This is a genomic window from Ensifer sp. SL37 (assembly GCF_026672675.1).
GTDB lineage: Bacteria > Pseudomonadota > Alphaproteobacteria > Rhizobiales > Rhizobiaceae > Ensifer > Ensifer adhaerens.
Genome location: NZ_JAPPRN010000006.1, coordinates 2,343,081 through 2,370,020 on the forward strand (window position 1 = coordinate 2,343,081; position 26,940 = coordinate 2,370,020).

Consider the following 26,940-nt stretch of genomic DNA (forward strand, 5'->3'; position numbering starts at 1 on the left):
GCATCCCATATTGGGCTCAACAGCAATGCCAACGCATTGGAGGCAATCATGAGCTTGCAACTGACTGGGATCCATCACCTGACGGCGATCACCGCCAACGCACCGGAAAACCTGCGCTTCTACACCGAGACGCTCGGGCTGCGGCTGGTCAAGAAAACCGTCAACCAGGACGACACCACCGCCTATCACCTCTTCTATGCCGACGGGCGCGCCACGCCCGGCACGGACTTGACCTTCTTCGACTGGCCGGTCGGGCCGGAAGGGCGCGGCACGCACAGCATTTCGCGCACGGGTCTGAGGGTCGGCAGCGCCGAAACCGTTCGCTGGTGGAAGGACCGCTTCGACGAACTCAAGGTCACGAGTGGAGAGGTCACTGAGATCGATGGCCGCACCGCGCTTGATTTCGAGGATGCCGAAGGCCAACGTTTCCGGCTGGTCGACGACGGCGGGCTTGCGCCCTCGCACCCCTGGGAAAAGAGCCCGGTGCCGGCCGAGCGCCAGATCAAGGGCCTCGGACCGATCACCATCAGCGTGCCTGACATCACGAACACCGAACTCGTCCTGACGCATGTGATGAACATGAGCAAGGCCCGCACCTATCCGTCGCCGGACGGTGAGGGGGAAGTCAACGTCTTCACCATGGGCGAGGGCGGTCCTGCGGCCGAACTGCACGTGGCCGTCCAACCGGGATTGCCGATCGCGCGTCAGGGCGCCGGTGCCGTGCACCACGTCGCCTTCCGGGCGCCTGATAATGCGGCGCTGACGGAATGGGCGGAACGGCTTAACGGCTTCCGTCTGCCGTCGAGCGGCGAGGTCGAACGCTATTATTTCCGCTCGCTCTATTTCCGCGAGCCGAACGGCGTCCTCTTCGAGATCGCGACCGATGGTCCCGGTTTTGCCGTCGACGAGCCGATGGAAACGCTCGGTGAGAGCCTGTCTCTGCCGCCGTTCCTGGAGCCGAAGCGCGCGCAGATCGAGGCCCGGCTGAAGCCGCTCGTCTAACGGTCTGATCCCAACGAAAAGCCGGGGCTCGTCCCCGGCTTTTTTGTCTCTATCCCTCTGATCCCGTTGGACATCGGTTCCGCGCGGACCCATCATGACAGCTGTTGCGTTGCCTATGTCGATGGCATCCCGCCTCGCGCTTCGAGGCGCGCCCGCAAGGATTTGGAAAAGGACCAGACCTCATGACAAAAATCCTCGGCATTTCCGGGAGCCTGCGCAAGGCGTCGTTCAACACCGGCCTGATGCGGGCGGCCGCGGAAAACCCGCCCGGTGGCGTCGAATTCGACACCGCGACGCTGCACGGAATTCCGCTCTATGACGGCGATGTCGAAAAGGAGAGCGGCATTCCGGACGCCGTGACGGCGCTGAAGCAAAAGGTGATGGCTGCCGACGGCGTCATCCTGTTCACGCCGGAATACAACAACTCCATCCCCGGCGTGTTCAAGAACGCGATCGACTGGATGAGCCGGCCTTCTGCCGATATCGCCAAGGTGTTTCGCGGTCGGCCCTTTGCGCTTGCCGGCAGCTCGCCCGGCAATTTCGGCACCATCCTCAGCCAGAACGCCTGGCTGCCCGTTATGCGCACGCTCGGCGCCGAGCTCTGGTCCGGCAAGCGCCTGATGCTGCCCAAGGCGGATACGCTTTTCGATGAGGCGGGGACGCTGACGGATACGGACGCCCGCGACCGGCTCGCCGCCTTCGTCAAGGCATTTGCGGATTTTGCCGGCGCTGAGGGAGCGCGGTAGGCTGCCGACACAGTGAGGCGCTAAGGCTGCCCCGGACATCGCGGACAGGACTGGGTATGGATGCTCGGGCAAAGCCCGAGCATGAGGGTGAGGGAGCGAGCGCTGTTGGATTTCTCGAAAGCGTTCGCCGAAACGACCTAGGGAACGCTTAGAGGCCCTTATCCTGCAGCCATTGCTGGATAGCCGCGATATCTGGCGCGCCGATCTCGTGGCCCATGTCGAGGTCGACCGCAGTCAGATCCGCGCGCGTGCGGGCGAGCTCTTCCCTGAGGCGTGGAGCGAAGTCGCCGTAGCTGTCGTGCTTGCCGGTCAGGAGCAGCACCTTCGTACCCGAGAGATCCGGCGGCGGCACGTCGTCGAGGACGAGCATCGAGCGCATCAGTACGACATTGCGCACGAGCCCCGGATACAACAGCATCAGGGCCACCAGAAGATTGGCGCCGTTGGAGTAGCCGATGAAAACCGTCTTCTCCAGATCGATGCGGTAGCCGTCGCGGGCACCCTCGACGAAGGCAGCAAAGGCCTCGGCTTCCGACCGCACGTCCTTCTGGTCGAAGGTCGTCGGCGAATAGCGCCGGAACCAGCGCGGCGTTCCCTCCTCGTTCGACCGGCCGCGAATGCCGACAAGCGTCGCCTGCCTGTCGACCTGATGGGCGAGGTGGAGAAGCTGCGTTTCGTTGGCGCCGCTGCCGTGCAAGAGCATGAAGGTGCGGTCATCCAGCACGTCAGGGTGATAGAAGCGGTGCACGAAGGGCAGGTCGCGCTCGGTCAGCCGCGGTTCTCCCGGCAGAGCGAACTGCGGCATCGCGAGCAGCATTTCTTCGCGCGCGGCGCTGAAATGCGCCGGCACGAAGAGTTCGGTGCCGAGTGTTTCCTTCGGTTCGTCGACGGTGAAGCCGGGCACGTCGCTGGCCAGTTCGTAGAGCGACCCACCGGGTTCGCGGACGTAGAGCGAATAGAAGTATTTGCGGTCATGCGCATTGATCGCGCCCGCGCCATCCCGTTGCAGGTCCTCGTGCACCCGTTCCACGGCGGCTCGGTCGGGCGCGCGGAAGGCGATGTGATCGATCGTTCCGGTTCCCGGCGCAGACGTCCAGAAGCCGCTTGCATTGCGCACGTCGATGGTGTCGCCGGAGGCGGAGGTGAGCCGCCGGATCGCGTCGGTTGCGCCAGTTTCCGTATAGCCGAAATGGGACGTCAGGAAGCGAACGGATTCCTCCGGCTTTTCCGTGAGGATCGTGGCGCCACGCAGGCGGCGGATGGCGTCTTCCGCCGGGATATCGCGCGTGCTCCAGGGGGCCCCACCCGAAACCGCCTCGGTGCCGACGAGCTTGACGATGACACCGTCCGGATCCTTGAGCCGCAGCACCGGCTCACCGAACTCCTGCGCTGGTCCTGACGTGGCGATGTTGAACTGCAGCGCGCGGGTCAGCCAGAAGCCGATACTCTCCGGCCGGATGGCAAACGCGATTTCGCTCGGCTGGCCATGGCCCACGCGGCCGCGGCCGCCGTCTTCCCACATCAGGAAGGTCACGAGCGAACCCGGCGAACCCTCGGCGTCGCCGTAAAAAAGGTGCAGCTGGTTGGCGTCCTCATAGCCGCCCGTCCGCTTGACCAGGCGCAAGCCAAGAAAGCCGACATAGAAGTCGACGTTTGCCTGGACCTTCCGGGCAATCAGGGTGATGTGATGGATGCCGCTCGTCATTCTTAGTCCCTCATTATCGTCGTCCCACAAAACACGATGTGTCCCGCCAGCACCAGAAGGGTCGCCGAGAACGCAGTGTCAACGTAGGAGGATCAATCGCCATCCCTGTCGAGGAACGCCTTGAAGGCATCCGCATATTTCGGATGCCAGCGCGACAACGGCGGCCGGTTCGCGACGATGTCGCCGGCGGCCCAGAGGATACGCCGTTCGTCGGTCGCGCGTGGCACGTCGTTATCAGGGCAGAGGATGTAGAAATCCCCGCGCGCCAGGCTCTCCATCATGAAGCCGACCGTCTGTTCCGACGTCCAGGCGCCGGCGGGCTTTTCCGTGCGGCCGCCAGCCGTCAGCCCGGTGTAGACGAAACCGGGGATCAGCAGGTGCGCGTGGACCTGGCTTCCGGCGGTGTTGCGCAGCTCGTGCTCCAGCGCCTCGGTAAAGACCTTCACGGCCGCCTTGGAGACGTTGTAGGCCGGGTCGCCGGGTGGCGTGGTGATGCCCTGTTTCGAGCCAGTGTTAATGATGACGGCCGGTTTGCCGTGGGCGATCATCCGGGATGCAAAGACGCGCGAACCGTTGATGACGCCCCAGAGATTGACCCCGAGCGTCGCCTCCCAGGCGGCCAAGGGGCCGAGGATCGCGCTGCCGGGCTGAATGCCGGCATTGTTCATGAGCACATGCACGTCGCCGAGCCGCTGATGCACCTCCCGCTCAAGCGCTTCCAGCGTGTCGAGCCGCGAGACGTCTGTCGCGATGGCCGTGACGTGCCGCGCCCCGCCGGGCGAGGCGGCTGCGACTTCGGCGGCCGCCTTCTCCAGCTTGTCGCCCGCGAGGTCGGTGAGCACGACGTACATGCCGAGCGTCGCGAAGTGTCTGGCAGCCGCAAGGCCGATGCCGGAAGCAGCACCGGTAACGACGGCGACATTGCCGGGGGCGAAGGCAGGGTGGGACATGGTGAAGCTCCTGTGGCGGGGTCGAGTGCAAGAGATAGGGCGCCAAGGGCTGGCTGTCCATGATCATGGCAACGATGGCGCTTCGGAAAACCAAGTGTTTTCAGGGTTGTATCTTGTCACCTGCGATGCCGGCGCTACTTGCAGTTTTGGACGCAAAAGCCTGAACGAACGCATGCGGTGGATGGAACGATGAACGAAATGACAGCCCGCAACGAAAAGCGCACCCCTTGCGAAAGCTGTCCCTTGCGCAAGCTCGATCATTTTCGTGCCTTTACCGGCGAAGAACTTGCCTTCGTTTCGCAGTTCAAGACTGGCGAACTGGCGGTCGATGGTGGCGCGACCATACTCGTCGAAGGCGCGCACAGTGCGCACCTTTTCACCGTGCTTTCCGGCTGGGGCTTCCGCTACAAAATGCTCGATGACGGCCGCCGCCAGATCCTCAACTATGTGATGCCCGGCGATCTGATCGGACTGCAGGGCAGCCTGATGGGGGAGATGCAGCATTCGATCGAAGCGCTGTCGCCCGTCACTCTCTGCGTCTTCGAGCGCGGCAAGCTCAACCGTCTGTTCGAGAACTACCCTGAGCTTGCCTATGATCTCACCTGGATCGCTGCACGCGAGGAGCGCATTCTGGATGAAAACCTCTTGAGCATCGGCCGCCGATCCGCGCTGGAGCGGGCGGCCTATCTCATCGCCTTCCTCTACCAGCGGGCGGAGGTGCTCGACCTCTTCAGCAACAGCCGCGTCGCCATTCCGATCAGCCAGCAGCATGTAGCCGACACGCTCGGCCTTTCGATCGTTCACACGAACAAGACGTTGAAGAAACTTGCCGAGCGGGGCCTGATCCGCTGGGCGGAGAAGGGCTGCAATGTCCGCGACATCGACGGCCTGCTCGCGGTTTCAGGCTGGGAAGGGCTCCGCGAACCCAAGCGGCCGTTCATCTGACGTGCCCAGTCGAAGCCGATCGATGCGGCGCCGGGGGCCGCATCGATGTCAAGGTGGGGGAGTTCAGGCGGCAATGATCGCCCGCAGCATCCACAGAGCCTTTTCATGGAAGTTGAGGCGATCGGTCAGCATGTCCGTCGTGACCAGGTCGCCGTTTTCATCGGCCTTGGTGCCGGCCTCGCGTATGCGCCGCGCCGCCGCTTCGTGATCGGTGATCAGGTCTGCCACCATCTCGGCCGCCGTCGTGTGGTTGACCGAGGCGGCGCTGGGGGCGAAGGTTTTTGCTTCGGCGAGCTTCGCCGGCGCCAGGTGGCCAAGGGCGCGAATGCGCTCGGCAATGATGTCGGTTGCCTTGAACAGCGCGTTGTAGTGCTCTTCGGTCAGTTCGTGCAGCGGCTTGAACAGGGGGCCGACCACGTTCCAGTGGTAGATGTGGCTCTTGATCACCAGCTTGTAGGTATCGGCAAGGATATCGGAAAGCGCGGTTGCCATCTGCTGGCGATAGGCCTTCGTCAGGCCGATGTCGAATTCTTCGTCCCTGACCTTGGGCTTCAGCACGGCGGCAGTCTGTTTCATTCTTCTGCTCCAGTTCTGTCTTGGAATGTCGAGCGGAGGCGGCCGAGGGCCACGCCGCATGAACTGAACGCCGCGACGAAAGGCTTGTTCCCGATCCCGTCATGACGCTCACATGTCTTTTTTAAATGCCAGGTCAGGCCATTGGAGCCTAAGCTCAGTCGTTGCCGTTGCCTCAGTGGAGGTTCCGGGACTCTGGACGGCATTCCGCCTGGAAATGCGCCTGCAGCGACGATGACTGCCGTCGCTGTGCGTGAAAAATGGAGTGCATTGACATGGCCGAGCTTTCACCGTCCGTCCGGACGGTCCTCGTTCTCGAGGACAACTTCATCATCGCCATGGACGTCGAGGAAATCCTCGCTTCTCTCGGAATATTGCAGGTTACGATCGCCGGAAATGCGAACCAGGCATTGGAACTGCTGGCGCTGCAGGCCTTCGATTTTGCGATCCTCGACGTCAATCTCGGCGATCACACGAGTTTCGTGGTTGCCGATGCCATGCTTGCCCGCGGCATGCCGTTCGGCTTCACCAGCGGCTACGGCGATGCCGAGCACTTCCCGACCTATCTCAGGCACGTTCCGCGGATCGACAAACCCTTTAACGAGAAATCGATCGGCCAGCTGATCGCCGCTGGGATCCAGACGAGAGAGGCTTAGGAACCGCCTCAGCCCTTGCGCGACCTGCTCAGGGCTTGCCGCGCGATACGAACCAGGGATTGGCGAAGTCGCTGTCGTCCTTCTGGTTGCGCTTGCCGTAGGTGAGCGGCGTGCCATCCATCGTCAGCGTTTCGCCACCGGCGGCCCTCAGGATCGCGTCGCCAGCGGCGGTGTCCCATTCCATCGTCCGGCTGAAGCGGGGATAGACGTCGGCCACGCCTTCGGCGAGCAGGCAGAATTTCAAGGACGAGCCGACCGTCCGGTAATCGGCGATGCCGTGTTTTTCGAGGTAGTCGATCGTCTCGGCGCTGTTGTGCCAGCGGCTGGCGAGCCCCACCATGCGATCCCCGCAGCTGCGGCAGCCGATGATCGTTTCTTCGGTCAGGCGAAAGCTGCCATCAATAACCGACTTTACCGCCTTGCCATGGTGTGCCGCATAGAGGATGCCAAGCGCCGGGGCGTAGACGACGCCCGCGACGGGCGCGCCGTTTTCGATCAGCGCGATGTTGACGGTGAAGTCATCGTTGCGGCTGATGAATTCCTTGGTGCCGTCGAGCGGATCGACAAGGAAAAACGACTTGCCGGAAGTCTCCGGCACGAAGCCGGCAGACACCGCTTCCTCGGCGACCACGGGGATGTCCGGAAAGGCCGAGGCGAGGTCTGCCAGGATGATGCGTTCGGCCGTCGTGTCGGCATCGGTGACCGGCGAGCAGTCAGGCTTGTGGGTGACCTCCGGCCCGGCATTGTAGATGTCGAGAATGGCCCGACCCGCCGTTATTGCCGATTGTTGCAGTATCTCCAGCATTCGCCCTGTCTTTCGGTCCGTCATCAGGCCCATAGCATATTGAGAGGAAGATTATAGCCATGCTTTTGACATGGCAGGCGGCTCTTTACGCGTGGTCGCAGCTGATCTGCGGGGCGGAGCATCTCAAGCTTTTTTGCAATTGCGAGCGGCTTTGCGTCTTTGCTTCCGCGTTCCGGCTGTGCAAATGTGCCGGCGCAACTGAACTGGATGCCTTCATGCGTTATTCCGCCTTCTCGCTTGTCAGGAACGCCCTTTCCGGAAACCTGAACTGGAAACCGCATTGGCGCCAGCCACAGCCGAAATCCCACTATGACGTGATCATCGTCGGCGGCGGCGGCCATGGGCTCTCGACCGCCTATTATCTCGCCAAGGAATTCGGCGTGAAGAACGTCGCGGTCCTGGAAAAGGGCTATCTCGGCTCGGGTAATGTCGGCCGCAACACGACGATCGTGCGTTCCAACTACATGCTGCCGGGCAACGAGCCCTTCTACGAGTTCTCGATGAAGCTCTGGGAGGGGCTGGAGCAGGATCTCAACTACAATGTGATGCTGTCGCAGCGCGGCGTCATCATGCTCTACCACAGCGACGGCCAGCGCGATGCCTATGTGCGCCGCGGCAATGCCATGTGGATGGAAGGCGTGGCAGCGGAGCTCATCGAGCGTGAGCAGTTGAAGAAGATGATCCCCTTCCTCAACTACGATCATGCCCGCTATCCGATCCTCGGTGGCCTGCTGCAGCGCCGCGCCGGTACCGCGCGGCATGATGCGGTCGCTTGGGGCTATGCCCGCGGCGCCGACCAGCATGGTGTCGACATCATCGAGCATTGCGAAGTGACCGGCATCCGACGCGAAAACGGTGTCGTCACCGGCGTCGAAACGACCAAGGGCTTCATCGGCTGCGGCAAGCTGGCGCTGGCGGCGGCCGGCAACACCTCGCGCGTCGGCGAAATGGCCGATCTGAAGCTGCCGCTGGAAAGCCATGTGCTGCAGGCCTTCGTGACCGAGGGGCTGAAGCCCTGCATCGATCACGTGATCGTCTATGGTGGCGGCCACTTCTACATCTCGCAATCGGACAAGGGCGGCCTCGTCTTCGGCGCCGAGATCGACGGCTATTCGTCCTATGCCCAGCGCGGCAATCTGGCGACCGCCGAGCACGTGATGGAGGAGGGGGTAACGATGATCCCCGGCCTGTCGCGCGTTCGGGTGCTGCGCGCCTGGGGGGGCGTCATGGACATGAGCATGGACGGCTCGCCGATCATCGACCGCACCTCGATCGACAATCTCTACTTGAACTGCGGCTGGTGCTACGGCGGTTTCAAGGCGACGCCGGCTTCCGGCTACTGCTTCGCCCACCTGATCGCCAAGAACGACACCCATCCGGTGGCGCGCGCCTTGAGGCTCGATCGCTTCGCCCGCGGCTATGCCGTCGACGAGGCCGGCGCCGGCCCGCAGCCCAACCTTCACTGACAGGACACGGCCGGCCCGCCGGCTCGTATGGAATGAACAGGAAGCCGGAGTGCGGCTTCAGGACACGGAAGACGATGGCAAGCCTGATTACCTGCCCGCATTGCGGGGTCCGACCGAAGGAAGAATTCGCGATCCGCGGCGACGCCTCGCGCGGCCGTCCCGAGCCGATGGATTCGGACGAGGCCTGGCATGATTACGTCTATGTGCGCGCTAACCCGCGTGGGCGCACGTTGGAGCATTGGCATCACATCGCCGGCTGTCGCCGCTTCCTGGTGGTCGAGCGCGATACGGCCACCCACGAGGTCTATTCCGTCGTCGATGCGGCCGAGTTTGCGCGGAGGGCTGCGCGATGACCGGCTATCGTCTTTCCTCCGGCGGCCTCGTCGATCGCAGCAAAACGTTGAGCTTCACCTTCGACGGCCGGCCGCTGCGCGGATTTTCCGGCGATACGCTCGCCTCCGCACTTCTTGCCAATGACCAGCTGCTCGTCGGCCGCAGCTTCAAATACCACCGGCCGCGCGGCATCGTCAGCGCCGGGCCCTCCGAGCCCAACGCGCTCGTCACCCTCGGCTCTGGTGCCCGCACCGATGCCAACACCAAGGCGACCGTCGCCGAACTCTATGGCGGGCTGACTGCCAAAAGCCAGAACCGCTGGCCGTCTCTCGGCTTCGATGTCGGGGCGGTCAACGGCGTCCTTTCGCCGTTCCTCGGCGCCGGCTTCTACTACAAGACCTTCATGTGGCCGAAGCAGTTCTGGGAGCGCGTCTACGAACCCTTCATCCGCCGCGCCGCCGGCCTCGGCCGGGCGGTGCTGGAGCGCGACCCCGAGAGCTACGAGAAGTCCTGGGCGTTCTGCGACCTGCTCGTCGTCGGTGCCGGTCCCGCCGGCCTGATGGCAGCACTGACGGCCGGCCGCGCCGGCCTTCGGGTCATCGTCGCCGACGAGGATTTCCGGCTCGGCGGCTCCCTGCTTGCGACCGGCGAGACCATCGGCGGCGCGCCGGCATCGGTCTTTGCCGACCGCACCGTCGCCGAACTGCAAGCGCTGCCCAACGTCACGCTGCTTTCGCGCACCACGGTCTTCGGCTGGTATGACGACAACGTCTTCGGCGCGGTTGAACGCGTGCAGAAACACATCGCTGAACCGTCTTCGAAGCTCGTGAGCGAGCGTGTCTGGCGCATCGTTGCCAAGCGCGCGCTGATGGCAACCGGTGCCGAGGAACGCCCGCTGGTGTTCGGCGGCAATGATAGGCCCGGCGTGATGATGGCGGGCGCCATGACCACCTATGCCGAGCGCTATGGTGTGGCCGCCGGCAAGCAGATCACGATCTTTACCAGCGGCAGCGCCGGGTACCGCACGGCGCGGGCCCTTGCGTCCAAGGGCGTCGCCATCGCGGCGATCGTCGACGCCCGAGCGGAATCCGCCGATCAGGCGCCTGATGGCATCCGGGTCATCCGCTCGGCTTCCGTCGTCGACACCAAGGGCAGGCAGCGCCTCAAGGGCATCGTCGTCGAACGCTCCGGCTTCGAGGAACTGATCGTCTGCGATGCGCTGGGGATGTCCGGTGGCTGGAGCCCGGTCGTGCATCTTGCCTGCCAGCGCGGCGCAAGACCGGTCTGGTCGGAGGAATTGAAGGCCTTCGTCGCACCTGATGTCGGTGGCGGGCTGCGTCCCGTGGGCGCTGCCAACGGTGTCTACACGCTCTCGGGCTGCCTGTCCGATGGTGCGGAGAAGGCCGCAGCGATTGCGGCCGACCTCGGTTTCAGCGCCAGCTCGGCCGCAGCACCGGCCGTCGATGGCGAAGAGGCCGCTTCCTTCTCGGCGCTCTGGTATGTGCCGGGCGCCAAGTCGAAGGCCTTTGTCGATTTCCAGAACGACGTGCATGCGAAGGATCTCGGCCTGGCGCTGCGCGAAGGTTTCGGCCATGTCGAGCACGCCAAGCGCTACACGACCAGCGGCATGGCGACCGATCAGGGCAAGCTTTCCAACATCAATGCCGTCGGCATTCTCGCCGGCATGCGCGGCGTCAGCCCGGCAGAGGTCGGCACCACCACCTTCAGGCCTTTTTATACGCCGGTCTCCTTCGGTGCACTTGCCGGCACGGCGCGCGATGAGCATGCAGCACCGGCGCGCAAGTCGCCGCTGCATGGCTGGGCGATGAAAAATGGCGCGACCTTCGTCGAGGCCGGGGTCTGGTATCGTTCCGCATGGTTCCCGCGCGCCGGCGAAAAGACCTGGCGCGACAGCGTCGATCGAGAAGTCTTGAACGTGCGGGCCAATGTCGGCCTCTGTGACGTCTCGACCCTCGGCAAGATCGAGGTCTTCGGCCCCGACGCTGCGGAGTTCCTCAACCGTCTCTATTGCAACCCGGTCCTGAAGCTGCCGATCGGCAAGGCGCGTTACGGCCTGATGCTGCGCGAAGACGGTTTCGTCTTCGACGACGGTACGGTCAGCCGCTTCGACGAGGAACATTTCTTCGTCACCACGACGACGGCGATGGCCGGTCCCGTCATGGCGCACCTGGAATATTGCGCCCAGACGCTCTGGCCTGAACTCGAAGTCCGCTTCACCTCGTCGACCGACCAATGGGCGCAGATGGCGATCGCTGGTCCGAAAGCGCGCGCGGTGCTGCAGCAGACCGTCGATGGCGATATTTCCGATGGCGCGTTTCCGTTCCTGTCCGCCCGCAAGATCGTCCTGAAAAGCGGCGTGTCGGCGCGGCTCTTCCGCATTTCCTTCTCCGGGGAGCTGGCTTTCGAACTGGCGGTGCCGGCAGGTTATGGCGAGGCGGTGGCCGACCAGATCATGGAGGCCGGCCGGCCGCATGAAATCTGTGCCTATGGCGTCGAAGCCTTGAACGTGCTGCGGCTGGAGAAGGGTCTGCTGACGCATGCCGAATTCGACGGTCGCGTGACGCCAGACGATGCCGGACTCGGCCGAATGCTCTCGATGCAGAAGACCGACTTCATCGGCAAACGCCTGTCGACGCGCTACGGCCTGACGGCGGCGGATCGCATGCAGCTCGTTGGTCTGAAGCCCGTCGATGCCGACAAGGACATGCGGGCCGGAGCGCATCTTCTGAAGGAGGGGACCAAGCCCTCGACGCTGAACGATCAGGGTTGGGTCAGCTCGGCCGGTTTCTCGCCGGTCCTGGGGCACGCCATCGCGCTCGCCTTCCTGAAATCCGGGCGCGAACGCTATGGCGAGAAGGTCGTGGTGTTCGACAAGCTGCGCGATCAGGAGATCGTCGCCGAGGTCTGCGACCCGGTCTTCGTCGATCCGCAAAATGCAAAGCTGAAGGCCTGAGGAGGCGGTGATGGTTCGCGACTACAACAACCGCCACGCACTGGAGCAGAAACTGCGATCGGCACCCACGTCGCCGGCGGCCGACCACCTGATGGTCGGGCATTGGCGCACGATGGCGACGGTTCTTGCGCGCGCCGGCCGGGAGGAGACCGTGCGTGAGGCGATCGCCGCACAGTCCGACTTGTCCATGCGGTTTTCGGCGCCGGGGGAATGGCTTGTCGTCTCCGAGGTGGAAGCGCCGAGCGGGCTCGTGCGTTGGCTCGAAGAGCTTTGCGACGGCGGTGCCTATGTTGTCGACCAAAGCGATGGGCGCGTCGTCTTCCGGATCGCCGGCCCGAACGTGCGCAGCATCCTCGTCAAGGGCATCGGCCTTGATCTTCATCCCTCAGCCTTCACGGTTGGCGGCAGCACCAATGCGTTGTGCGGTCACATCCCGGTCAATCTCGCCCGGACGGACGAGGACACGTTCGAGCTGATCGTGCCGCGGAGCTATGCGGAATCGCTCTTCGATGACCTGATGAAGATGGGGCGGGCCTTCGATCTCACCGCCGCCTTCTCGGATTGAGACGGCCCCTTCAAGAGGTCGAAATCAAATGCGGCATGAAATGCCGCAAACAGGTCGCCCATCCGCCAGCAAACGGCGGAAATGGACAAGCGTCCTTCGCAGCCGTGTCTTTATCGGCGCCGTCTTTCTGACTAGGCTTTCATCATTCGCCGCTTGCACTTCTGTCCCTGAAGCAAGCGGTGGCCGTGCCTGAGTTTCTTCCTGACAATTTGGCCATGCCTCGGCAGGAGCATGGGGAGACGGAGTGTACGCATGAAAAGCCATGCCAAGGTCGTCGTTATCGGAGGCGGTGTCGTCGGTTGTTCGGTGCTCTATCACCTGACGAAATTCGGCTGGACCGACGCCGTGCTGCTCGAACGATCGGAACTCACCTCCGGCTCCACCTGGCACGCGGCCGGCGGCATGCACACGATCAACGGCGACCCGAACGTCGCCAAGCTGCAGAAATATACGGTCGAGCTCTACAAGGAGATCGAGGAGTATTCCGGCCAGGATGTCGGCCTGCACATGACCTCTGGCATGATGCTCGCCGCCACCAAGGAACGTTTCGACTGGATGAAGTCGATCCTTGCCAAGGGCCGCTACATGGGGCTCGAAGCTGAACTTTTGACACCCAGGGAAGCGCACGACCTGATGCCGCTGCTCGATCCCGACCAGTTCGTCGGCGCGGTGTTCGATCCGGTCGAGGGGCATCTCGATCCCTACGGAACGACGCATGCCTATGCCAAATCGGCGAAGAAGAACGGTGCGGAGATCTATCTGCACACCAAGGTCGAGGATCTGGTGCAGCGGGACGACGGTTGCTGGCGGGTGATCACCAACCAGGGCGAAATTGTCGCCGAACACGTCGTCAACGCCGCCGGCCTCTGGGCCCGCGAGGTGGGGCGCATGGTGGGGCTGGAGCTGCCTGTGCTCGCTATGGAGCACATGTATCTCATCACCGAGGACATGCCCGAGGTCATCGAGTTCAACCAGACGCGCGGCAAGGAGCTGATGCACTGTGTCGATTTCGACGGCGAGATTTATCTCCGCCAGGAGCGGAACGGCATGCTGATGGGCACCTATGAGAAGGCGTGTCGTCCGTGGTCGCCCGTCACGACGCCCTGGGACTTCGGCCATGAACTTCTCGCCGAGGACATCGACCGTATCTCGCCCGAACTCGAGGTCGGCTTCCGGCACTTCCCGGCCTTCAACAAGGCCGGCATCAAGAAGATCATCAACGGTCCTTTCACCTTCTCGCCGGACGGTAACCCGCTGGTCGGCCCGGTGCGGGGCTTGAGGAATTTCTGGTCGGCCTGCGCCGTCATGGCCGGCTTCAGCCAGGGTGGCGGCGTCGGCCTGGCGCTTGCCAACTGGATGATCCATGGCGACCCCGGCTTCGACGTCTTTGCCATGGACGTTTCGCGCTACGGCGATTTCGCCACGCTTGCCTATACCAATGCCAAGGTGCGCGAGAACTACTCGCGTCGCTTCTCGATCCGTTATCCGAACGAGGAGCTGCCGGCGGCAAGGCCTCTGCTGACGACGCCGATCTACGACCGGCTGAAGGCTGCGGGCGCCGTCTTCGGCGCGTCCTACGGGCTTGAAACGCCGCTGTGGTTTGCACCCGAAGGCGTCAAGGACGCCTTCTCCTGGCGGCGCTCGACCGACTTCGAGACGGTGGGCGCGGAGGCCCGGGCCGTGCGCGAAGGCGTCGGCCTGATGGAGACGTCGGGCTTTGCCAAATATGCGATCACCGGCAAGGGCGCTGACGCCTGGCTCGACCGCATGCTTGCCTGCCGCATCCCTGAGGTGGGACGCATGACATTGGCACCGATGCTGAAGGAGGACGGCAAGCTGATCGGAGACTTCACCCTTGCCAAGCTCGGCGAGGGGGATTTCCTGCTTGTTGGATCCGGCATAGCCGAGGACTACCACATGCGCTGGTTCGAGGCGCATCTGCCTGCGGACGGCTCGGTGACGCTGAAGGCGTTGAAGCTGGAGCTGGTGGGCCTGTCGATCGCCGGGCCGAAGGCGCGCGATGTGCTTGAAAGCCTGACCCATCTCGATGTCTCCGACGCCGATTTCCCGTTCATGGACATCCGCCGGATGGATCTCGGCATGGCGCCCGCGCTCGTCGGCCGCGTCAGCTACACCGGCGATCTCGGCTACGAGATCTGGATGAAACCGGAGTACCAGCGTTATCTCTTCGAACTGCTGATGGAGAAGGGGGCGGCTTCCGGGATCCGTTTGTTCGGCCTGAGGGCGCTGAATGCATTGCGCGTCGAAAAATCCTTCGGCAGCTGGGCGCGCGAATATCGTCCGCTCTATGGCCCGGTCGAGGCTGGGCTCGGCCGTTTCGTCGCGACCGGCAAGGATGCCGATTTCATTGGCAAGGCGGCGGCCGTGAAGGAGAAGGCGGATGGCGGCGCGATGCGGCTGCGGACCTTCGTGCTCGATGCGAGGGATGCGGACGTCATCGGCGACGAGCCCATCTATCTCGACGGTGTCGTGCGCGGCTGGGTGACATCGGGCGGCTATGCGCATGCAAGTGGGGTTTCGGTCGCTATGGGCTACGTGCCCAAGGAGATCGCCGACCGAGGCGATGGCTGGTCGATCGAACTCTTGGGTGAGATCCTGCCGGCCCGTCTTCAGCCGCATCCGCTGTTCGATTCGAACGGTCAGCGCATGCGCGCCTGAGCATTCGAGGTGTAATGCAGACCGAAGTGGCTGTCGAAGCTTCGTAGAATACCCGACGCTTTTACGACTAAAGTTGATGATTTCGCGGGCGAAAGCTGCGAAAGATTTGATTTTTCTGGCTGTAAAAGCGCCAAATCGATTTTATCGAGGAAGTTTTTGGCGAAGTCGCGTTTTTTAGCTTTCCTTTTCGTTTGAAAGAGGTATGGAATCGAGCAAACACAGCGCTCAACAATGAGCTCAAAAAACAAGAGACCGGACCGTTATGGATCTGGTCCAGGGGAAGATTGATGGAGTATTTCGTCCAGCAGCTCGTCAACGGGCTGACTCTTGGGTCTATTTATGGTATGATCGCAATCGGTTATACCATGGTCTACGGCATCATTGGCATGATCAACTTCGCCCACGGCGATATCTTCATGCTCGGCGGCTTTGCTGCTTTGATTGTCTTTCTTATTCTCACAACATTCATCGGGGGCGTCCCGGTTGTACTTGCTCTCCTGCTGATGATGATCGTCGGCATGCTGACCGCAGGTCTCTGGAACTGGACGATCGAGAAAGTGGCCTATCGGCCGCTGCGCGGTTCGTTCCGGCTTGCGCCGCTGATCACCGCGATCGGCATGTCGATTGCGTTGTCGAACTTCATCCAGGTGACGCAGGGCCCGCGCAACAAGCCGATCCCGCCGCTCGTCTCTTCGGTCTACGAAGTCTTCGGCATCACCATCTCGCTGAAGCAGATCATCATCATAGTCATCACGGCGGCTCTGCTTTCGATCTTCTGGTACATCGTCAACAAGACGCCGCTCGGCCGCGCCCAGCGCGCGACCGAACAGGACCGCAAGATGGCGGCGCTGCTGGGTGTTGACGTCGACCGCACCATCTCGGTGACCTTCATCATGGGTGCAGCACTCGCTGCCGTCGCCGGCACGATGTATCTGATGTATTATGGCGTCGTCGTCTTCACCGACGGTTTCGTGCCTGGCGTCAAAGCGTTCACCGCGGCCGTTCTCGGTGGCATCGGATCGCTGCCGGGCGCCGTTCTCGGCGGACTGTTGATCGGGCTCATCGAGTCCCTCTGGTCGGCCTATTTCACCATCGACTACAAGGACGTCGCGACCTTCTCCATTCTCGCCATCGTCCTGATCTTCAAGCCGTCTGGCATTCTCGGACGACCGGAAGTCGAGAAGGTATAATTCCATGGCAAACATTGCTTCTACGACTGCAAGCGCCGGCACTGACGTGACGGCGCGGGCCCTGCGCGAGGCTGTCTTCGCGGGCCTGATTTCGCTCGGCCTTTTCGTGCTGTTCGTCGGTCTCAAGTCCGACCAGAACATCCGCAACGAGCTGATCCTCAACCAGCGCTGGGGACTGCTGGCGATCTTCGTGATCGTCGCTGCCGTCGGCCGCTTCCTGATGGTTGCCTATGTCCAGCCGGCCATGGCTCGGCGCAAGGCCGCCAAGGCCGAGGCCGAGGATGCGGTGAAGGAGGAGACCTTCTTCAGCCGCAACTTCTCCAAGCTCGCGATTGCGTTCCTGCTCATCTATCCGCCGCTCGTCGTCGCGATCTTCGGCGTCCAGGGCTCGCTGAAGTGGGTCGACAATTTCGGCATCCAGATCCTGATCTACGTGATGCTGGCCTGGGGGCTCAACATCGTCGTCGGCCTCGCTGGCCTGCTGGACCTGGGTTACGTCGCCTTCTACGCCGTCGGTGCCTATTCCTACGCCCTGCTGTCGACCTATTTCGGCCTGTCCTTCTGGGTTCTTCTTCCGGTCGCCGGCATTCTCGCCGCCTTCTGGGGCATGATTCTCGGCTTCCCGGTCTTGCGTCTTCGCGGTGACTATCTGGCGATCGTGACGCTCGCCTTCGGTGAAATCATCCGACTGGTGTTGATCAACTGGACCGAAGTGACGAAGGGTACCTTCGGCGTCTCCGGTATCGCCAAGGCGACGCTGTTCGGCATCAAGTTCGATGCCTCGAAGGACGGTTTTGCAGCAATGATGGGCCTGCCGATGTCGTCGGCCTATTACAAGATCTTCCTGTTCTATCTGATCCTGGCACTTGCGCTGCTCACGGCTTACGTGACGATCCGGCTGCGCCGCATGCCGATCGGCCGCGCCTGGGAAGCGTTGCGCGAGGACGAGATCGCCTGCCGCTCGCTCGGTATCAACACGGTGACGACCAAGCTCACCGCCTTTGCGACGGGCGCCATGTTCGGCGGTATCGCCGGCTCGTTCTTCGCGGTGCGCCAGGGCTTCGTGTCGCCCGAATCCTTCGTCTTCCTGGAATCCGCGGTCATTCTCGCGATCGTGGTTCTCGGCGGCATGGGCTCGCTCACCGGCATCGCGGTCGCTGCGGCCGTCATGATCGGCGGCACCGAAATCCTGCGCGAGCTTTCCTTCCTGAAGATGGTCTTCGGACCGGACTTCACACCTGAACTCTACCGTATGCTGATCTTTGGCCTGGCCATGGTCGTCGTCATGGTCTGGAAGCCGCGCGGCTTCGTCGGATCACGCGAACCGACAGCCTTCCTGCACGAACGCAAGGCAGTCTCCGGCAGCTTCACCAAGGAAGGGCACGGTTGATGGCCCGCGAGACAACGACAATGACAAAAGACCCCATTCTCAAGGTTGAGCACCTGTCGATGCGCTTCGGCGGTCTCATGGCCATCAACGACTTCTCCTTCGAAGCCTATCGCGGTGACATCACCGCGCTGATCGGCCCGAACGGAGCGGGCAAGACCACGGTGTTCAACTGCATCACCGGCTTCTACAAGCCGACGATGGGCATGATCACGATGAAGCAGAAGGCCGGCAAGGAATACCTGCTGGAGCGTCTGCCCGACTTCGAGATCACCAAGCTCGCCAAGGTAGCGCGTACCTTCCAGAACATCCGGATGTTCTCCGGTCTGACGGTGCTCGAAAACCTGCTCGTCGCGCAGCACAACAAGCTGATGCAGGCATCCGGCTACACCTTCCTTGGCCTGCTCGGCTTCCCGGCCTACCGCCAGGCGTCGCACGAGGCGATCGAACTTGCCAAGCACTGGCTGGAAAAGGCGTCGCTGATCGACCGTGCCGACGATCCGGCCGGCGATCTCTCCTATGGCGCCCAGCGCCGTCTCGAGATCGCGCGTGCCATGTGCACCGGGCCCGAGCTTCTCTGCCTGGACGAGCCTGCCGCCGGTCTCAATCCGCGCGAGTCTCTGGCGCTCAACGAATTGCTGAAAAGCATTCGCGCCGATACCGGCACGTCGATTCTTTTGATCGAACACGACATGTCCGTGGTCATGGAGATCTCCGACCACGTGGTGGTCCTGGAATATGGACAGAAGATTTCCGACGGCACACCGGATTTCGTGAAGAACGATCCGAGGGTCATTGCGGCCTATCTGGGTGTCGAGGATGAAGAGGTTGAAGAGGTGATCGAACAAATCGAGGAAATCGAAGGCGGGCAGGGGGGCACCCACTGATGACGGCGCCACTTCTCCAAGTCAAAGCCGTCGAGACCTACTACGGCAACATCCGGGCGCTCAGCGGGGTCGATGTCGAAGTTCACCGTGGTGAAATCGTCTGCCTGATCGGTGCCAACGGTGCCGGCAAGTCGACGCTGATGATGACCATCTGCGGCAGCCCGCAGGCGCGCACCGGTTCGGTCTTCTTCGAAGGCCAGGACATCACCCGCATGCCGACGCACGAGATCGCCCGGCTGCGCATTGCGCAATCGCCTGAGGGTCGGCGCATCTTCCCGCGCATGACCGTGTTCGAAAACCTGCAGATGGGCGCCAGCCTTGACAACCTGAAGCACTTCGACCAGGACGTGGAAAAGGTGTTTACGCTTTTCCCGCGCCTGAAGGAGCGCCAGGCGCAGCGCGGCGGCACGCTTTCGGGCGGTGAGCAGCAGATGCTGTCGATCGGCCGCGCGCTGATGGCCCGGCCGAAGCTTTTGCTTCTCGACGAGCCGTCGCTCGGTCTCGCACCGCTGATCGTCAAGGGCATCTTCGAAGCGATCAAGAAACTCAACAAAGAGGAGGGGCTGACGGTCTTCCTCGTCGAGCAGAACGCCTTCGGCGCGCTCAAGCTTTCGGACCGCGGCTACGTGATGGTGAACGGTCGGGTGACGATGAGCGGTTCCGGCAAGGAACTGCTCGCCAATCCGGAAGTGCGCGCGGCCTATCTCGAAGGCGGCCGTCATTGACCGGCCGCATCTGGAGCAAGTGACATGCAGGGAATTCTCTACGAAGAAGTGTCGATCTGGCAGTTTCTTTTCATAAGCTGCGTGCTCGGCGGCTGGACCGCCTGGCGCACGGGCAAGAGCGTGGCTGAAAGCTGGGAAGGCATGCCGCGGCTCATCCTCTACGTGGCGTTGCTGGGACTGGGCATCCGTTTCGTCCACCATGCGCTGTTCGAAGGCACCATGTTCAGCCTGCAATACTATATCGTGGACACGATCGTACTTTTGTTGTTTGCTACCGCAGGTTTCCGGTACTACCGGACCAAGCAAATGACCAATAACTACTATTGGCTCTATGAGAAGGCTTCGCCTTTCTCCTGGAAAGCCAAATAAAGGGAACAGCGCGCGCCGGCCGCCGCGGCCGGTGCGAAAGAAACACCGGCGCAACTATGGTGGGCATTGCGCAGGTTGGTAACGAGACCCGCTCGAATAATTGGGAGTAACAAGATGAAAAAGTCTCTTCTGTCGGCGGTCGCGCTGACGGCTATGGTTGCCTTCAGCGGCAGCGCCTGGGCTGATATTCTCGTTGGTGTCGCCGGCCCGCTGACTGGCCCGAACGCCGCTTTCGGTGCACAGCTCCAGAAAGGTGCAGAGCAGGCCGCCGCCGACATCAATGCCGCTGGCGGTATCAATGGGGAACAGATCAAGGTTGTGCTCGGCGACGACGTTTCGGATGCCAAGCAGGGCGTTTCGGTTGCCAACAAGTTCGTTGCTGACGGTGTGAAGTTCGTTGTCGGTCACTTCAACTCGGGCGTGTCCATCCCGGCTTCTGAAGTTTACGCCGAAAACGGTATCCTGCAGGTAACCCCGGCCTCCACCAACCCGCAGTTCACCGAGCGCGGTCTCTGGAACACGTTCCGTACCTGCGGCCGTGACGACCAGCAGGGTGCGGTTGCCGGTGCCTACCTCGCTGCCAACTTCAAGGACGCGAAGATCGCCGTCATTCACGACAAGACCCCCTATGGTCAGGGCCTTGCCGACGAAACCAAGAAGTCGATGAACGAAGCCGGTCTCACCGAAGCCCTCTATGAAGGCATCAACACCGGCGACAAGGACTTCTCGGCTCTGATCGCCAAGATGAAGGAAGCCGGCGTTTCGATCGTCTACTACGGCGGTCTGCACACCGAAGCCGGCCTGATCATGCGCCAGATGAAGGACCAGGGCCTCAAGGCTACCCTGATGTCGGGCGACGGTATCGTTTCGAACGAACTGGCCTCGATCGCCGGCGACGCCGTTGACGGCACGCTGATGACGTTCGCTCCGGATCCGCGCAAGAACCCGGCTGCCAAGGACCTCGTCGAGAAGTTCCGCTCTGCCGGCTTCGAACCGGAAGCCTACACGCTCTACGCCTACGCCGCTCTCCAGGTCATCGCCGAAGCTGCCAAGGCTTCCGGCGGCAACGACCCGCAGGCAGTTGCCGAAGCCATCAAGGCAAAGGGTCCGTTCAAGACCGCAATCGGCGAACTCGGCTATGACGAAAAGGGCGACATCACGCGTCCGGACTACGTCATGTACACCTGGAAGAAGGGTGACGACGGCAAGTACAACTACTTCCAGAACGAGTAGTTCTGATTTCGGACCTTGTGTCCGACTGGTTGGGGCCCGGCGAGCAATCGCCGGGCTTTTCTTTTGGTGACGCTTGGCGCAGTCTATTATTTCAATAGCGTGTCTCTGAGCGACGAGACTTCGGCGCGCAGTCGCTCGAGATCGCCGGGGTCGAGCTTTGTCGCTTCGCCAAGGTTGCGGGGCACGTCGATTGCCTTCTGCCGCAGCGCCTTGCCCATCTCGGTCAATTGCACCCGGACCTGCCGCTCGTCCGCCTTATCGCGCACGCGGGCGATGTAGCCGGCGGCCTCCAGGCGCTTCAGCATCGGGGTCAAAGTGCTCGATTCCAGGAAGAGCCGCTCGCCGAGGCTGCCGACCGTCTGGTCGTCCTTTTCCCACAACAGCACCATCACCAGATATTGCGGATAGGTGAGATCGAGCTCTTCCAGCAGCGGCTTGTAGATGCGCGTTAAGGCGTGGTTTGCGGAATAGACCGCAAAGCACAGGAAACTATCGAGCGCCAGCATTGCCTCATCGCCCTTGGGATCGGTGTCAGTCATCGCTTTCTCCTGTCATGCCTTTAAAATAAATCGTTCACGATATAATCGCAAGACATTGACTATAGCGCAGTTGCGATATAAATATTGTGCACGATCTAATCGGTAGCGATATAAATCATATAAGTCGTGCACGATTTAATCGCTAAGTATTTAACAGCGGTGTGACCGCACGGAAGAAGGAGCGTTTCCATGAGCAAGGCAATCAGCAAGACCGAAGCCAACGGCATCTCCCGCCGCACGGTTCTCTCGGCCGCCTTTGGCGCTGCCGCCACGGCAGCCGCGGTCAATGCCATGAACACGCCGGCCAAGGCCGCATCCACCACCGCAACAACCGCCGGCGCCTCCGGCACTAAGGGAGAAAACACCATGGGCAGCCGCATCATCACCCGCGATGGCGTCGAGATCTATTTCAAGGACTGGGGTCCGAAGGATGGCCCGGTCGTCGTGCTCAGCCACGGCTGGCCGCTGTCGTCCGACAGCTGGGAAGCGCAGGCCTTCCACCTTGCCGCCAACGGCTTCCGCGTCGTCACCCATGACCGCCGCGGCCACGGCCGCTCGTCGCAGCCCTGGGACGGCAACGACATGGACCACTATGCCGACGACCTCGCGGATCTGATCAACGCACTCGATCTGAAGGGTGTCTTCCTTGCCGGGTTTTCGACCGGCGGCGGCGAAATCAGCCGCTATATCGGCCGCCACGGCACCAGCCGGATCGCCAGGGCCGGTTTGATCTCAGCCGTGCCGCCGCTGATGGTCAAGACCGACAGGAACCCCGGCGGCCTACCGAAGGAAATCTTCGACGGCCTGCAGGCGGCAAGCCTGAAGGATCGCTCGAAGCTCTACCGCGACATCGCGTCTGGCCCGTTCTTCGGCTTCAACCGCCCGGGCGCGGTCGCCTCTCAGGGCATGATCGACAGCTTCTGGCTGCAGGGCATGATGGGGGGACACAAGAACACCTATGACTCGATCGTCGCCTTCTCGCAGACCGACTTTACCGAGGACCTGAAGAAGTTCGACGTGCCGACCTTGATCATCCATGGCGACGACGACCAGATCGTGCCGATCGATGCGGCGGCACGGGCCTCGAAGACGCTGGTGCCGCATGCGGAGCTCAAGGTCTATGCCGGCGCACCGCACGGCATCACCGACACCCACAAGGACCAGCTCAACGCCGACCTGCTCGCCTTCGCCAAGGCCTGAGATGTCCGAAGCCCGAGAAGAGGCGCCCGCAACGGCGCCTCTTTTTTGCTTTTGGTGATAGGTGTTTCGCTTGTCGAGATAGCTGTCGCGTCGCGCCGTTTCGTGCACTATCTCGCAGCGATTCTGATCCGGAGGCAGGCATGAGCTCGAAACCCCGCATTCTCCTCACCCGTCGTTGGCCGGCGGCGGTGGAGCAGGTGCTTGCCGAACGCTTCGACGTCACCTTGAACGAAGGGGACGTGCCTCTGACGGCTGCAGAACTGGCTGAAGCACTCCGGACCTATGACGCCGTTCTTCCGACAGTTTCTGATCGACTTCGGGCCGACCTCTTCGCCGGTGGCGGCCTCCGCGCGAAGATCCTTGGCAACTATGGCGTCGGCTACAATCACATCGACGTCGCGGCCGCCAAGGCTGCCGGCATCGTCGTCACCAACACGCCCGGCGTTCTCACAGATTGCACCGCCGACATCGCCATGACGTTGCTGCTTGCGGTCGCGCGGCGGGCAGGCGAAGGCGAGCGGCAGGTACGGGCCGGCGAATGGATTGGATGGCGGCCGACCCATATGATCGGCGGCAAGGTCACCGGCAAGACGCTCGGCATCGTCGGCTTCGGCCGCATCGGCAAGGCCATGGCCAAGCGCTGTCATTTCGGCTTCGACATGGATGTCGTCTTCTACAATCGCTCGCGCATCGACCCGGCCGAGGCAAGCCGCTACGGTGCGCGTCAACTCGACACGGTCGAGGACGTGTTGAAGGTTGCAGACTTCGTGTCGCTCCATTGCCCCGGCGGCGGCGAAAACCGTCACCTGATCAACGCCGAACGGCTGGCGCTGATGAAAAAGGGCGCCTACCTCGTCAACACGGCGCGGGGTGATGTTATCGACGAGCCGGCGCTGATTGCGGCGCTCGAAAACGGCGTCATCCGCGGCGCCGGGCTCGATGTCTTCGAGGCGGAGCCGAACGTGCCGGAACGTCTGCGCGGGCTCGAAAATGTCGTGCTGCTTCCGCATCTCGGCAGTGCCACGGAGGAGACGCGCGTCGCCATGGGCATGAAGGTGGCCGACAATATCACGGCGTTTTTCGACGGTCGCGAGCCGCCGGATCGCGTGGCGTAGGCGGTTGCCCGTTTTCTGCGCAGGGCCTGCACGGAAATGCGGCATGCTGGCGATTTTCTTTGCAAAACAATAACTTGACTCGTCGTGCCGCGATGCGGACGATAGCGCCAAGATAAGGCGATCGCGCCCATGGGCGCCGCGTCGAGAATGAAGGACGCCGCTTAGCGGTCTGACATGGACAAGGCAGCACGCATCGCCCCGCAGCGGGCCTGGGGCAAGGGACGGCTGGTCGCCAAGGCGGCGCTCGGCCACAGCCGCATTGCCGAACTCTACCAGGAAGGCTGCGCCAAGATCCGCCTGCCAAAGACCTTCGACACCTCGATGGAGGCAGTGCTCATCAATTCCTCCGGCGGCCTCACCGGCGGCGACCGCATGGTCTGGGAGGTCGCGGCGGGGGCTGGAACCGAAGTGACGGTGACGACGCAGGCCTGCGAGAAGATCTATAAGGCGAGCGCCGATACCGTCGAAGTGAAAACGCGCATCGAGGTTGCCGCCGGCGCCCGCGTCGACTGGTTGCCGCAGGAGACGATCCTCTTCGACCGTGCCTCGCTATCGCGCTCGCTGGAGGTGGAGCTTGCTGCCGACGCGACGTTTCTCGCGGTGGAAGCGGTTCTTCTCGGTCGCAAGGCGATGGGCGAGGCGGTTGAAACCGGGCTCTTCCGCGATCGCTGGCGTATCCGCGTCGAGGGCAAGCTGCTGCATGCGGACAATCTGGCGCTATCAGGAGAGGTCGCGCGCCTCAGTCAGCGCAAGGCGGTGCTCGATGGTGGGGCCGCCTTCGCCACGCTGCTCTATGTCGGTCCCGACTGCGAGCCCCTGTTGCCGCGTCTTCGGTCGCTCGTCGATGGCGCAGCGGGCGTCGGCATCAGCCATTTTCAGGTCCATGGCCGCGACAAGTTGGTTGCCCGCTTCGTAGCGCCGGATGGCTTCGCGCTCAGAAAAATCCTCATCCCGGTTATTTCGCACTTGCGCAAGCAGAAGACTGTGCCGAAAGTCTGGGTTCTCTAGCTCGTTTCACATTTTTATTTGAAACAGTGAAATGATCTAACGCATTGAAACTTTGTAATTCCTGGCGGAAGACCGCTTCGCAGATTTCCAGGGAATTGCTTCACGAACAACCGGTGGCGACGCATGAATCTTACCCCGCGCGAGAAAGACAAACTGCTGATTTCGATGGCGGCCATGGTCGCCCGCAGGCGCCTGGAGCGCGGCGTGAAACTCAACCATCCCGAAGCGATCGCGCTGATCACCGATTTCGTCGTCGAGGGCGCGCGCGACGGGCGCTCGGTTGCCGAACTGATGGAGGCGGGCGCCCAGGTGCTGACGCGCGATCAGGTGATGGAGGGAATCCCCGAGATGATCCACGACATCCAGATCGAGGCGACGTTTCCTGACGGGACCAAGCTCGTCACCGTGCACGAGCCGATCCGCTAAGCGTGAGGTGAGTACGTGGCTTGTTGGCGCAGGGTGCCTGAGGCCTGAACGCGGGATAAAAGCATGCGGCCGGCCGAGGGCGGCTTGAGGAGAAGACCATGATCCCAGGAGAAATCATTGCTGCGGCCGGAGAGATCGAGCTCAATGTCGGTCTCGACACGACGACGATCGAGGTTGCCAACACCGGCGACCGCCCGATCCAGGTCGGCAGCCACTATCACTTCGCTGAAACCAATGCGGGGCTGCAGTTTGACAGGAAGGCAGCCTACGGCTGCCGGCTCGACATTCCCGCCGGCACGGCCGTGCGGTTCGAGCCGGGCCAGACGCGCCAGGTGACGCTGATACCGCTTTCCGGCAAGCGCGAGGTCTATGGCTTCCGCCAGCAGGTAATGGGAAAGCTATGAGGGCACCGCCGGTTCTCGGTCTGCTTCTGGTCCTTGCCACCTCGGCGCTCGCCGAGGATGAGCCGGACGTGGATTGCGCGAATGCGATGGCTCAGCCGGATCTGAATGACTGCGCCTACCGGGAATACCAAGCGGCGGACGCGGAACTGAATGCGGTCTACAGGCAGGCGATGACGGCGGCGCAGAAGGTCGACAAGGAGCTGGAAGGCGCCGATATCGGCGCCGTCGAGGCGCTGAAGACGGCGCAGCGCGCCTGGATCGGCTATCGCGACAGACAATGTGAGCTGGCCGGTTTCCAGGCCCGTGGCGGCCAGGCGGAGCCGATGCTGGTTTCAGGCTGCCTTGCCCAGCTCACGCAGAAGCGTACCGCCGAACTCAACGAATTTCTCGAAGCTCAAGGGAACTGACCGTTGCAGGCTCGCCGCGTCATCATGATCGTGGGCAATGGCGAGGTGCCTGACGGCGCCGGCGCAACGATCGATGCCGCCGATCTGGTCGTGCGCTTCAACGATTGCCGCTCTGTCGGCTCCGGTGGCCACAGGACCGATATCATCGCGGTCTGCAATACCGGACGCCCGGGGATTTCCATGCTCGGCGGTGGTCGCTGGAAGACGAATGCCGCCGTGCGCCAGGCGCGGGAGATATGGTGCGTTCGCTCCGGCGCGAAGTTTGCCGCCATGCGCGCCGGGCTTGCGGAAACGCATCCGGACCTCGACGATTTCTGCGACGATTACACTGTCGGTTTCGAGAGCTTCGCCCGTTCGACCAACCGCGGCTTTCGCGTCGTCCCGGTCGATGTGCACGACCAGGTGGAGCAGGATCTCGCCGGCTTTTCGCCAGCCCCTTATGTCGTTCCATCGAGCGGGATGATCGTCATTGCCGATGTGCTCGCGCATCTAGCGACACCCGACGACGAGGTCGTTCTTGCCGGCTTCGGCCATGTCGGTTGGGAATGGCATCCCTTCGCCGCCGAGCGCCGCCATGTCGATGCGCTTGCAGCCAGCGGCCGTCTTCGCCGCCTCCATCCCATTTCTACTTCGTCCCAAGGAGCCTGAACC

The 26,940-nt window shown here is 62.6% G+C and carries 28 protein-coding genes; 22 read left to right on the plus strand and 6 right to left on the minus strand.

What is annotated here, in order from left to right; translation table 11 throughout:
• The first annotated feature begins 48 nt into the window (after positions 1–48).
• Both OVA00_RS23380 and OVA00_RS23385 read left to right on the plus strand, forming a co-directional pair.
• A complete protein-coding gene (locus OVA00_RS23380; RefSeq protein WP_268089681.1) occupies positions 49–1,002 on the plus strand; it encodes a ring-cleaving dioxygenase in 954 nt (317 codons plus the stop codon).
• A gap of 182 nt (positions 1,003–1,184) precedes the next feature.
• Positions 1,185–1,748 (plus strand): NADPH-dependent FMN reductase, encoded by a 564-nt coding sequence (locus OVA00_RS23385; RefSeq protein ID WP_060520347.1) that lies wholly within the window; start codon positions 1,185–1,187, stop codon positions 1,746–1,748.
• Between the two features lie 148 nt (positions 1,749–1,896).
• Here the strand turns inward: OVA00_RS23385 and OVA00_RS23390 are convergent, their stop codons facing one another.
• Both OVA00_RS23390 and OVA00_RS23395 read right to left on the minus strand, forming a co-directional pair.
• Positions 1,897–3,453 (minus strand): VOC family protein, encoded by a 1,557-nt coding sequence (locus OVA00_RS23390; protein WP_268089682.1) that lies wholly within the window; start codon positions 3,451–3,453, stop codon positions 1,897–1,899.
• A gap of 92 nt (positions 3,454–3,545) precedes the next feature.
• The gene (locus OVA00_RS23395) at positions 3,546–4,403 is read right to left on the minus strand and encodes an SDR family NAD(P)-dependent oxidoreductase (protein ID WP_112771945.1); all 858 of its coding nucleotides are present in this window, start codon (positions 4,401–4,403) and stop codon (positions 3,546–3,548) included.
• 189 nt (positions 4,404–4,592) lie between these two features.
• Between OVA00_RS23395 and OVA00_RS23400 the strand changes: the two genes are divergently transcribed.
• A complete protein-coding gene (locus OVA00_RS23400) occupies positions 4,593–5,348 on the plus strand; it encodes a Crp/Fnr family transcriptional regulator (protein WP_034798848.1) in 756 nt (251 codons plus the stop codon).
• Positions 5,349–5,411: 63 nt separating this feature from the next.
• Here the strand turns inward: OVA00_RS23400 and OVA00_RS23405 are convergent, their stop codons facing one another.
• Positions 5,412–5,924 carry a Dps family protein gene (locus tag OVA00_RS23405; RefSeq protein ID WP_112976579.1) on the minus strand — a complete coding sequence of 171 codons (513 nt, stop codon included), beginning with the start codon at positions 5,922–5,924 and terminating at the stop codon, positions 5,412–5,414.
• A 266-nt stretch (positions 5,925–6,190) separates the two neighbouring features.
• Here OVA00_RS23405 and OVA00_RS23410 point away from each other — a divergent pair, with 266 nt between their 5' ends.
• Complete coding sequence (locus OVA00_RS23410) at positions 6,191–6,577, plus strand: response regulator (RefSeq protein ID WP_034798951.1); 387 nt, start codon at positions 6,191–6,193, stop codon at positions 6,575–6,577.
• Between the two features lie 28 nt (positions 6,578–6,605).
• Here the strand turns inward: OVA00_RS23410 and cysQ are convergent, their stop codons facing one another.
• Positions 6,606–7,382, minus strand: a complete 777-nt coding sequence (cysQ, locus tag OVA00_RS23415; protein WP_060583004.1) for a 3'(2'),5'-bisphosphate nucleotidase CysQ — start codon at positions 7,380–7,382, stop codon at positions 6,606–6,608.
• A 215-nt stretch (positions 7,383–7,597) separates the two neighbouring features.
• Between cysQ and OVA00_RS23420 the strand changes: the two genes are divergently transcribed.
• The 5 genes from OVA00_RS23420 (at position 7,598) to OVA00_RS23440 (ending at position 15,399) form a co-directional block, all read left to right on the plus strand.
• Positions 7,598–8,848 carry a sarcosine oxidase subunit beta family protein gene (locus OVA00_RS23420; RefSeq protein ID WP_034798844.1) on the plus strand — a complete coding sequence of 417 codons (1,251 nt, stop codon included), beginning with the start codon at positions 7,598–7,600 and terminating at the stop codon, positions 8,846–8,848.
• Positions 8,849–8,922: 74 nt separating this feature from the next.
• Entirely contained in the window at positions 8,923–9,201 is a 279-nt protein-coding gene (locus OVA00_RS23425) for a sarcosine oxidase subunit delta (RefSeq protein ID WP_090298248.1), read from the plus strand.
• Positions 9,198–12,155 (plus strand): sarcosine oxidase subunit alpha family protein, encoded by a 2,958-nt coding sequence (locus OVA00_RS23430; protein ID WP_268089683.1) that lies wholly within the window; start codon positions 9,198–9,200, stop codon positions 12,153–12,155. The genes OVA00_RS23425 and OVA00_RS23430 overlap by 4 nt, the downstream gene beginning before the upstream one ends.
• A 10-nt stretch (positions 12,156–12,165) precedes the next feature.
• Positions 12,166–12,720 carry a sarcosine oxidase subunit gamma gene (locus OVA00_RS23435; protein ID WP_268089684.1) on the plus strand — a complete coding sequence of 185 codons (555 nt, stop codon included), beginning with the start codon at positions 12,166–12,168 and terminating at the stop codon, positions 12,718–12,720.
• 252 nt (positions 12,721–12,972) lie between these two features.
• Positions 12,973–15,399, plus strand: a complete 2,427-nt coding sequence (locus OVA00_RS23440) for a GcvT family protein (protein WP_268089685.1) — start codon at positions 12,973–12,975, stop codon at positions 15,397–15,399.
• Here OVA00_RS23440 and OVA00_RS23445 read toward each other — a convergent pair.
• On the minus strand, positions 15,381–15,647 hold the full coding sequence (locus tag OVA00_RS23445) for a hypothetical protein (protein WP_268089686.1): 267 nt from the start codon (positions 15,645–15,647) through the stop codon (positions 15,381–15,383). The two genes, OVA00_RS23440 and OVA00_RS23445, sit on opposite strands and share 19 nt — an antisense overlap.
• 39 nt (positions 15,648–15,686) lie before the next feature.
• Here OVA00_RS23445 and OVA00_RS23450 point away from each other — a divergent pair, with 39 nt between their 5' ends.
• From OVA00_RS23450 to OVA00_RS23475, 6 genes are all read left to right on the plus strand, one after another.
• Positions 15,687–16,589, plus strand: a complete 903-nt coding sequence (locus OVA00_RS23450) for a branched-chain amino acid ABC transporter permease (RefSeq protein ID WP_034798833.1) — start codon at positions 15,687–15,689, stop codon at positions 16,587–16,589.
• Between the two features lie 4 nt (positions 16,590–16,593).
• Positions 16,594–17,979 carry a high-affinity branched-chain amino acid ABC transporter permease LivM gene (gene livM / locus OVA00_RS23455; RefSeq protein ID WP_060520354.1) on the plus strand — a complete coding sequence of 462 codons (1,386 nt, stop codon included), beginning with the start codon at positions 16,594–16,596 and terminating at the stop codon, positions 17,977–17,979.
• Positions 17,979–18,863, plus strand: coding sequence for an ABC transporter ATP-binding protein (locus OVA00_RS23460; protein WP_034798829.1), 885 nt, complete (start codon positions 17,979–17,981; stop codon positions 18,861–18,863). The genes livM and OVA00_RS23460 overlap by 1 nt, the downstream gene beginning before the upstream one ends.
• Positions 18,863–19,588 carry an ABC transporter ATP-binding protein gene (locus tag OVA00_RS23465; RefSeq protein WP_034798827.1) on the plus strand — a complete coding sequence of 242 codons (726 nt, stop codon included), beginning with the start codon at positions 18,863–18,865 and terminating at the stop codon, positions 19,586–19,588. The genes OVA00_RS23460 and OVA00_RS23465 overlap by 1 nt, the downstream gene beginning before the upstream one ends.
• 24 nt (positions 19,589–19,612) lie before the next feature.
• Complete coding sequence (locus OVA00_RS23470) at positions 19,613–19,957, plus strand: DUF6867 family protein (protein ID WP_034798825.1); 345 nt, start codon at positions 19,613–19,615, stop codon at positions 19,955–19,957.
• A gap of 114 nt (positions 19,958–20,071) precedes the next feature.
• Positions 20,072–21,190 carry a branched-chain amino acid ABC transporter substrate-binding protein gene (locus tag OVA00_RS23475; protein WP_034798823.1) on the plus strand — a complete coding sequence of 373 codons (1,119 nt, stop codon included), beginning with the start codon at positions 20,072–20,074 and terminating at the stop codon, positions 21,188–21,190.
• A gap of 86 nt (positions 21,191–21,276) precedes the next feature.
• Here the strand turns inward: OVA00_RS23475 and OVA00_RS23480 are convergent, their stop codons facing one another.
• Positions 21,277–21,729, minus strand: coding sequence for a MarR family winged helix-turn-helix transcriptional regulator (locus tag OVA00_RS23480; protein WP_268089687.1), 453 nt, complete (start codon positions 21,727–21,729; stop codon positions 21,277–21,279).
• A gap of 189 nt (positions 21,730–21,918) precedes the next feature.
• On the opposite strand from OVA00_RS23480, the gene OVA00_RS23485 reads away from it, so the two are divergent.
• The 7 genes from OVA00_RS23485 to OVA00_RS23515 all read left to right on the plus strand — a co-directional run bounded on the left by OVA00_RS23485 (position 21,919) and on the right by OVA00_RS23515 (position 26,937).
• Positions 21,919–22,929, plus strand: a complete 1,011-nt coding sequence (locus OVA00_RS23485) for an alpha/beta fold hydrolase (protein ID WP_268089688.1) — start codon at positions 21,919–21,921, stop codon at positions 22,927–22,929.
• Positions 22,930–23,069: 140 nt separating this feature from the next.
• The gene (locus OVA00_RS23490; RefSeq protein WP_268089689.1) at positions 23,070–24,044 is read left to right on the plus strand and encodes a 2-hydroxyacid dehydrogenase; all 975 of its coding nucleotides are present in this window, start codon (positions 23,070–23,072) and stop codon (positions 24,042–24,044) included.
• A 174-nt stretch (positions 24,045–24,218) separates the two neighbouring features.
• On the plus strand, positions 24,219–25,052 hold the full coding sequence (locus OVA00_RS23495; protein WP_268089690.1) for an urease accessory protein UreD: 834 nt from the start codon (positions 24,219–24,221) through the stop codon (positions 25,050–25,052).
• A gap of 123 nt (positions 25,053–25,175) precedes the next feature.
• Complete coding sequence (locus OVA00_RS23500) at positions 25,176–25,478, plus strand: urease subunit gamma (RefSeq protein ID WP_034794185.1); 303 nt, start codon at positions 25,176–25,178, stop codon at positions 25,476–25,478.
• Between the two features lie 98 nt (positions 25,479–25,576).
• Positions 25,577–25,882, plus strand: a complete 306-nt coding sequence (locus OVA00_RS23505; RefSeq protein ID WP_089045647.1) for an urease subunit beta — start codon at positions 25,577–25,579, stop codon at positions 25,880–25,882.
• Entirely contained in the window at positions 25,879–26,289 is a 411-nt protein-coding gene (locus tag OVA00_RS23510) for a lysozyme inhibitor LprI family protein (protein WP_268089691.1), read from the plus strand. The genes OVA00_RS23505 and OVA00_RS23510 overlap by 4 nt, the downstream gene beginning before the upstream one ends.
• A 3-nt stretch (positions 26,290–26,292) precedes the next feature.
• Positions 26,293–26,937: a Urease operon accessory protein gene (locus OVA00_RS23515; protein WP_268089692.1), complete on the plus strand. Its 645-nt coding sequence runs from the start codon at positions 26,293–26,295 to the stop codon at positions 26,935–26,937.
• Positions 26,938–26,940 lie beyond the last annotated feature (3 nt).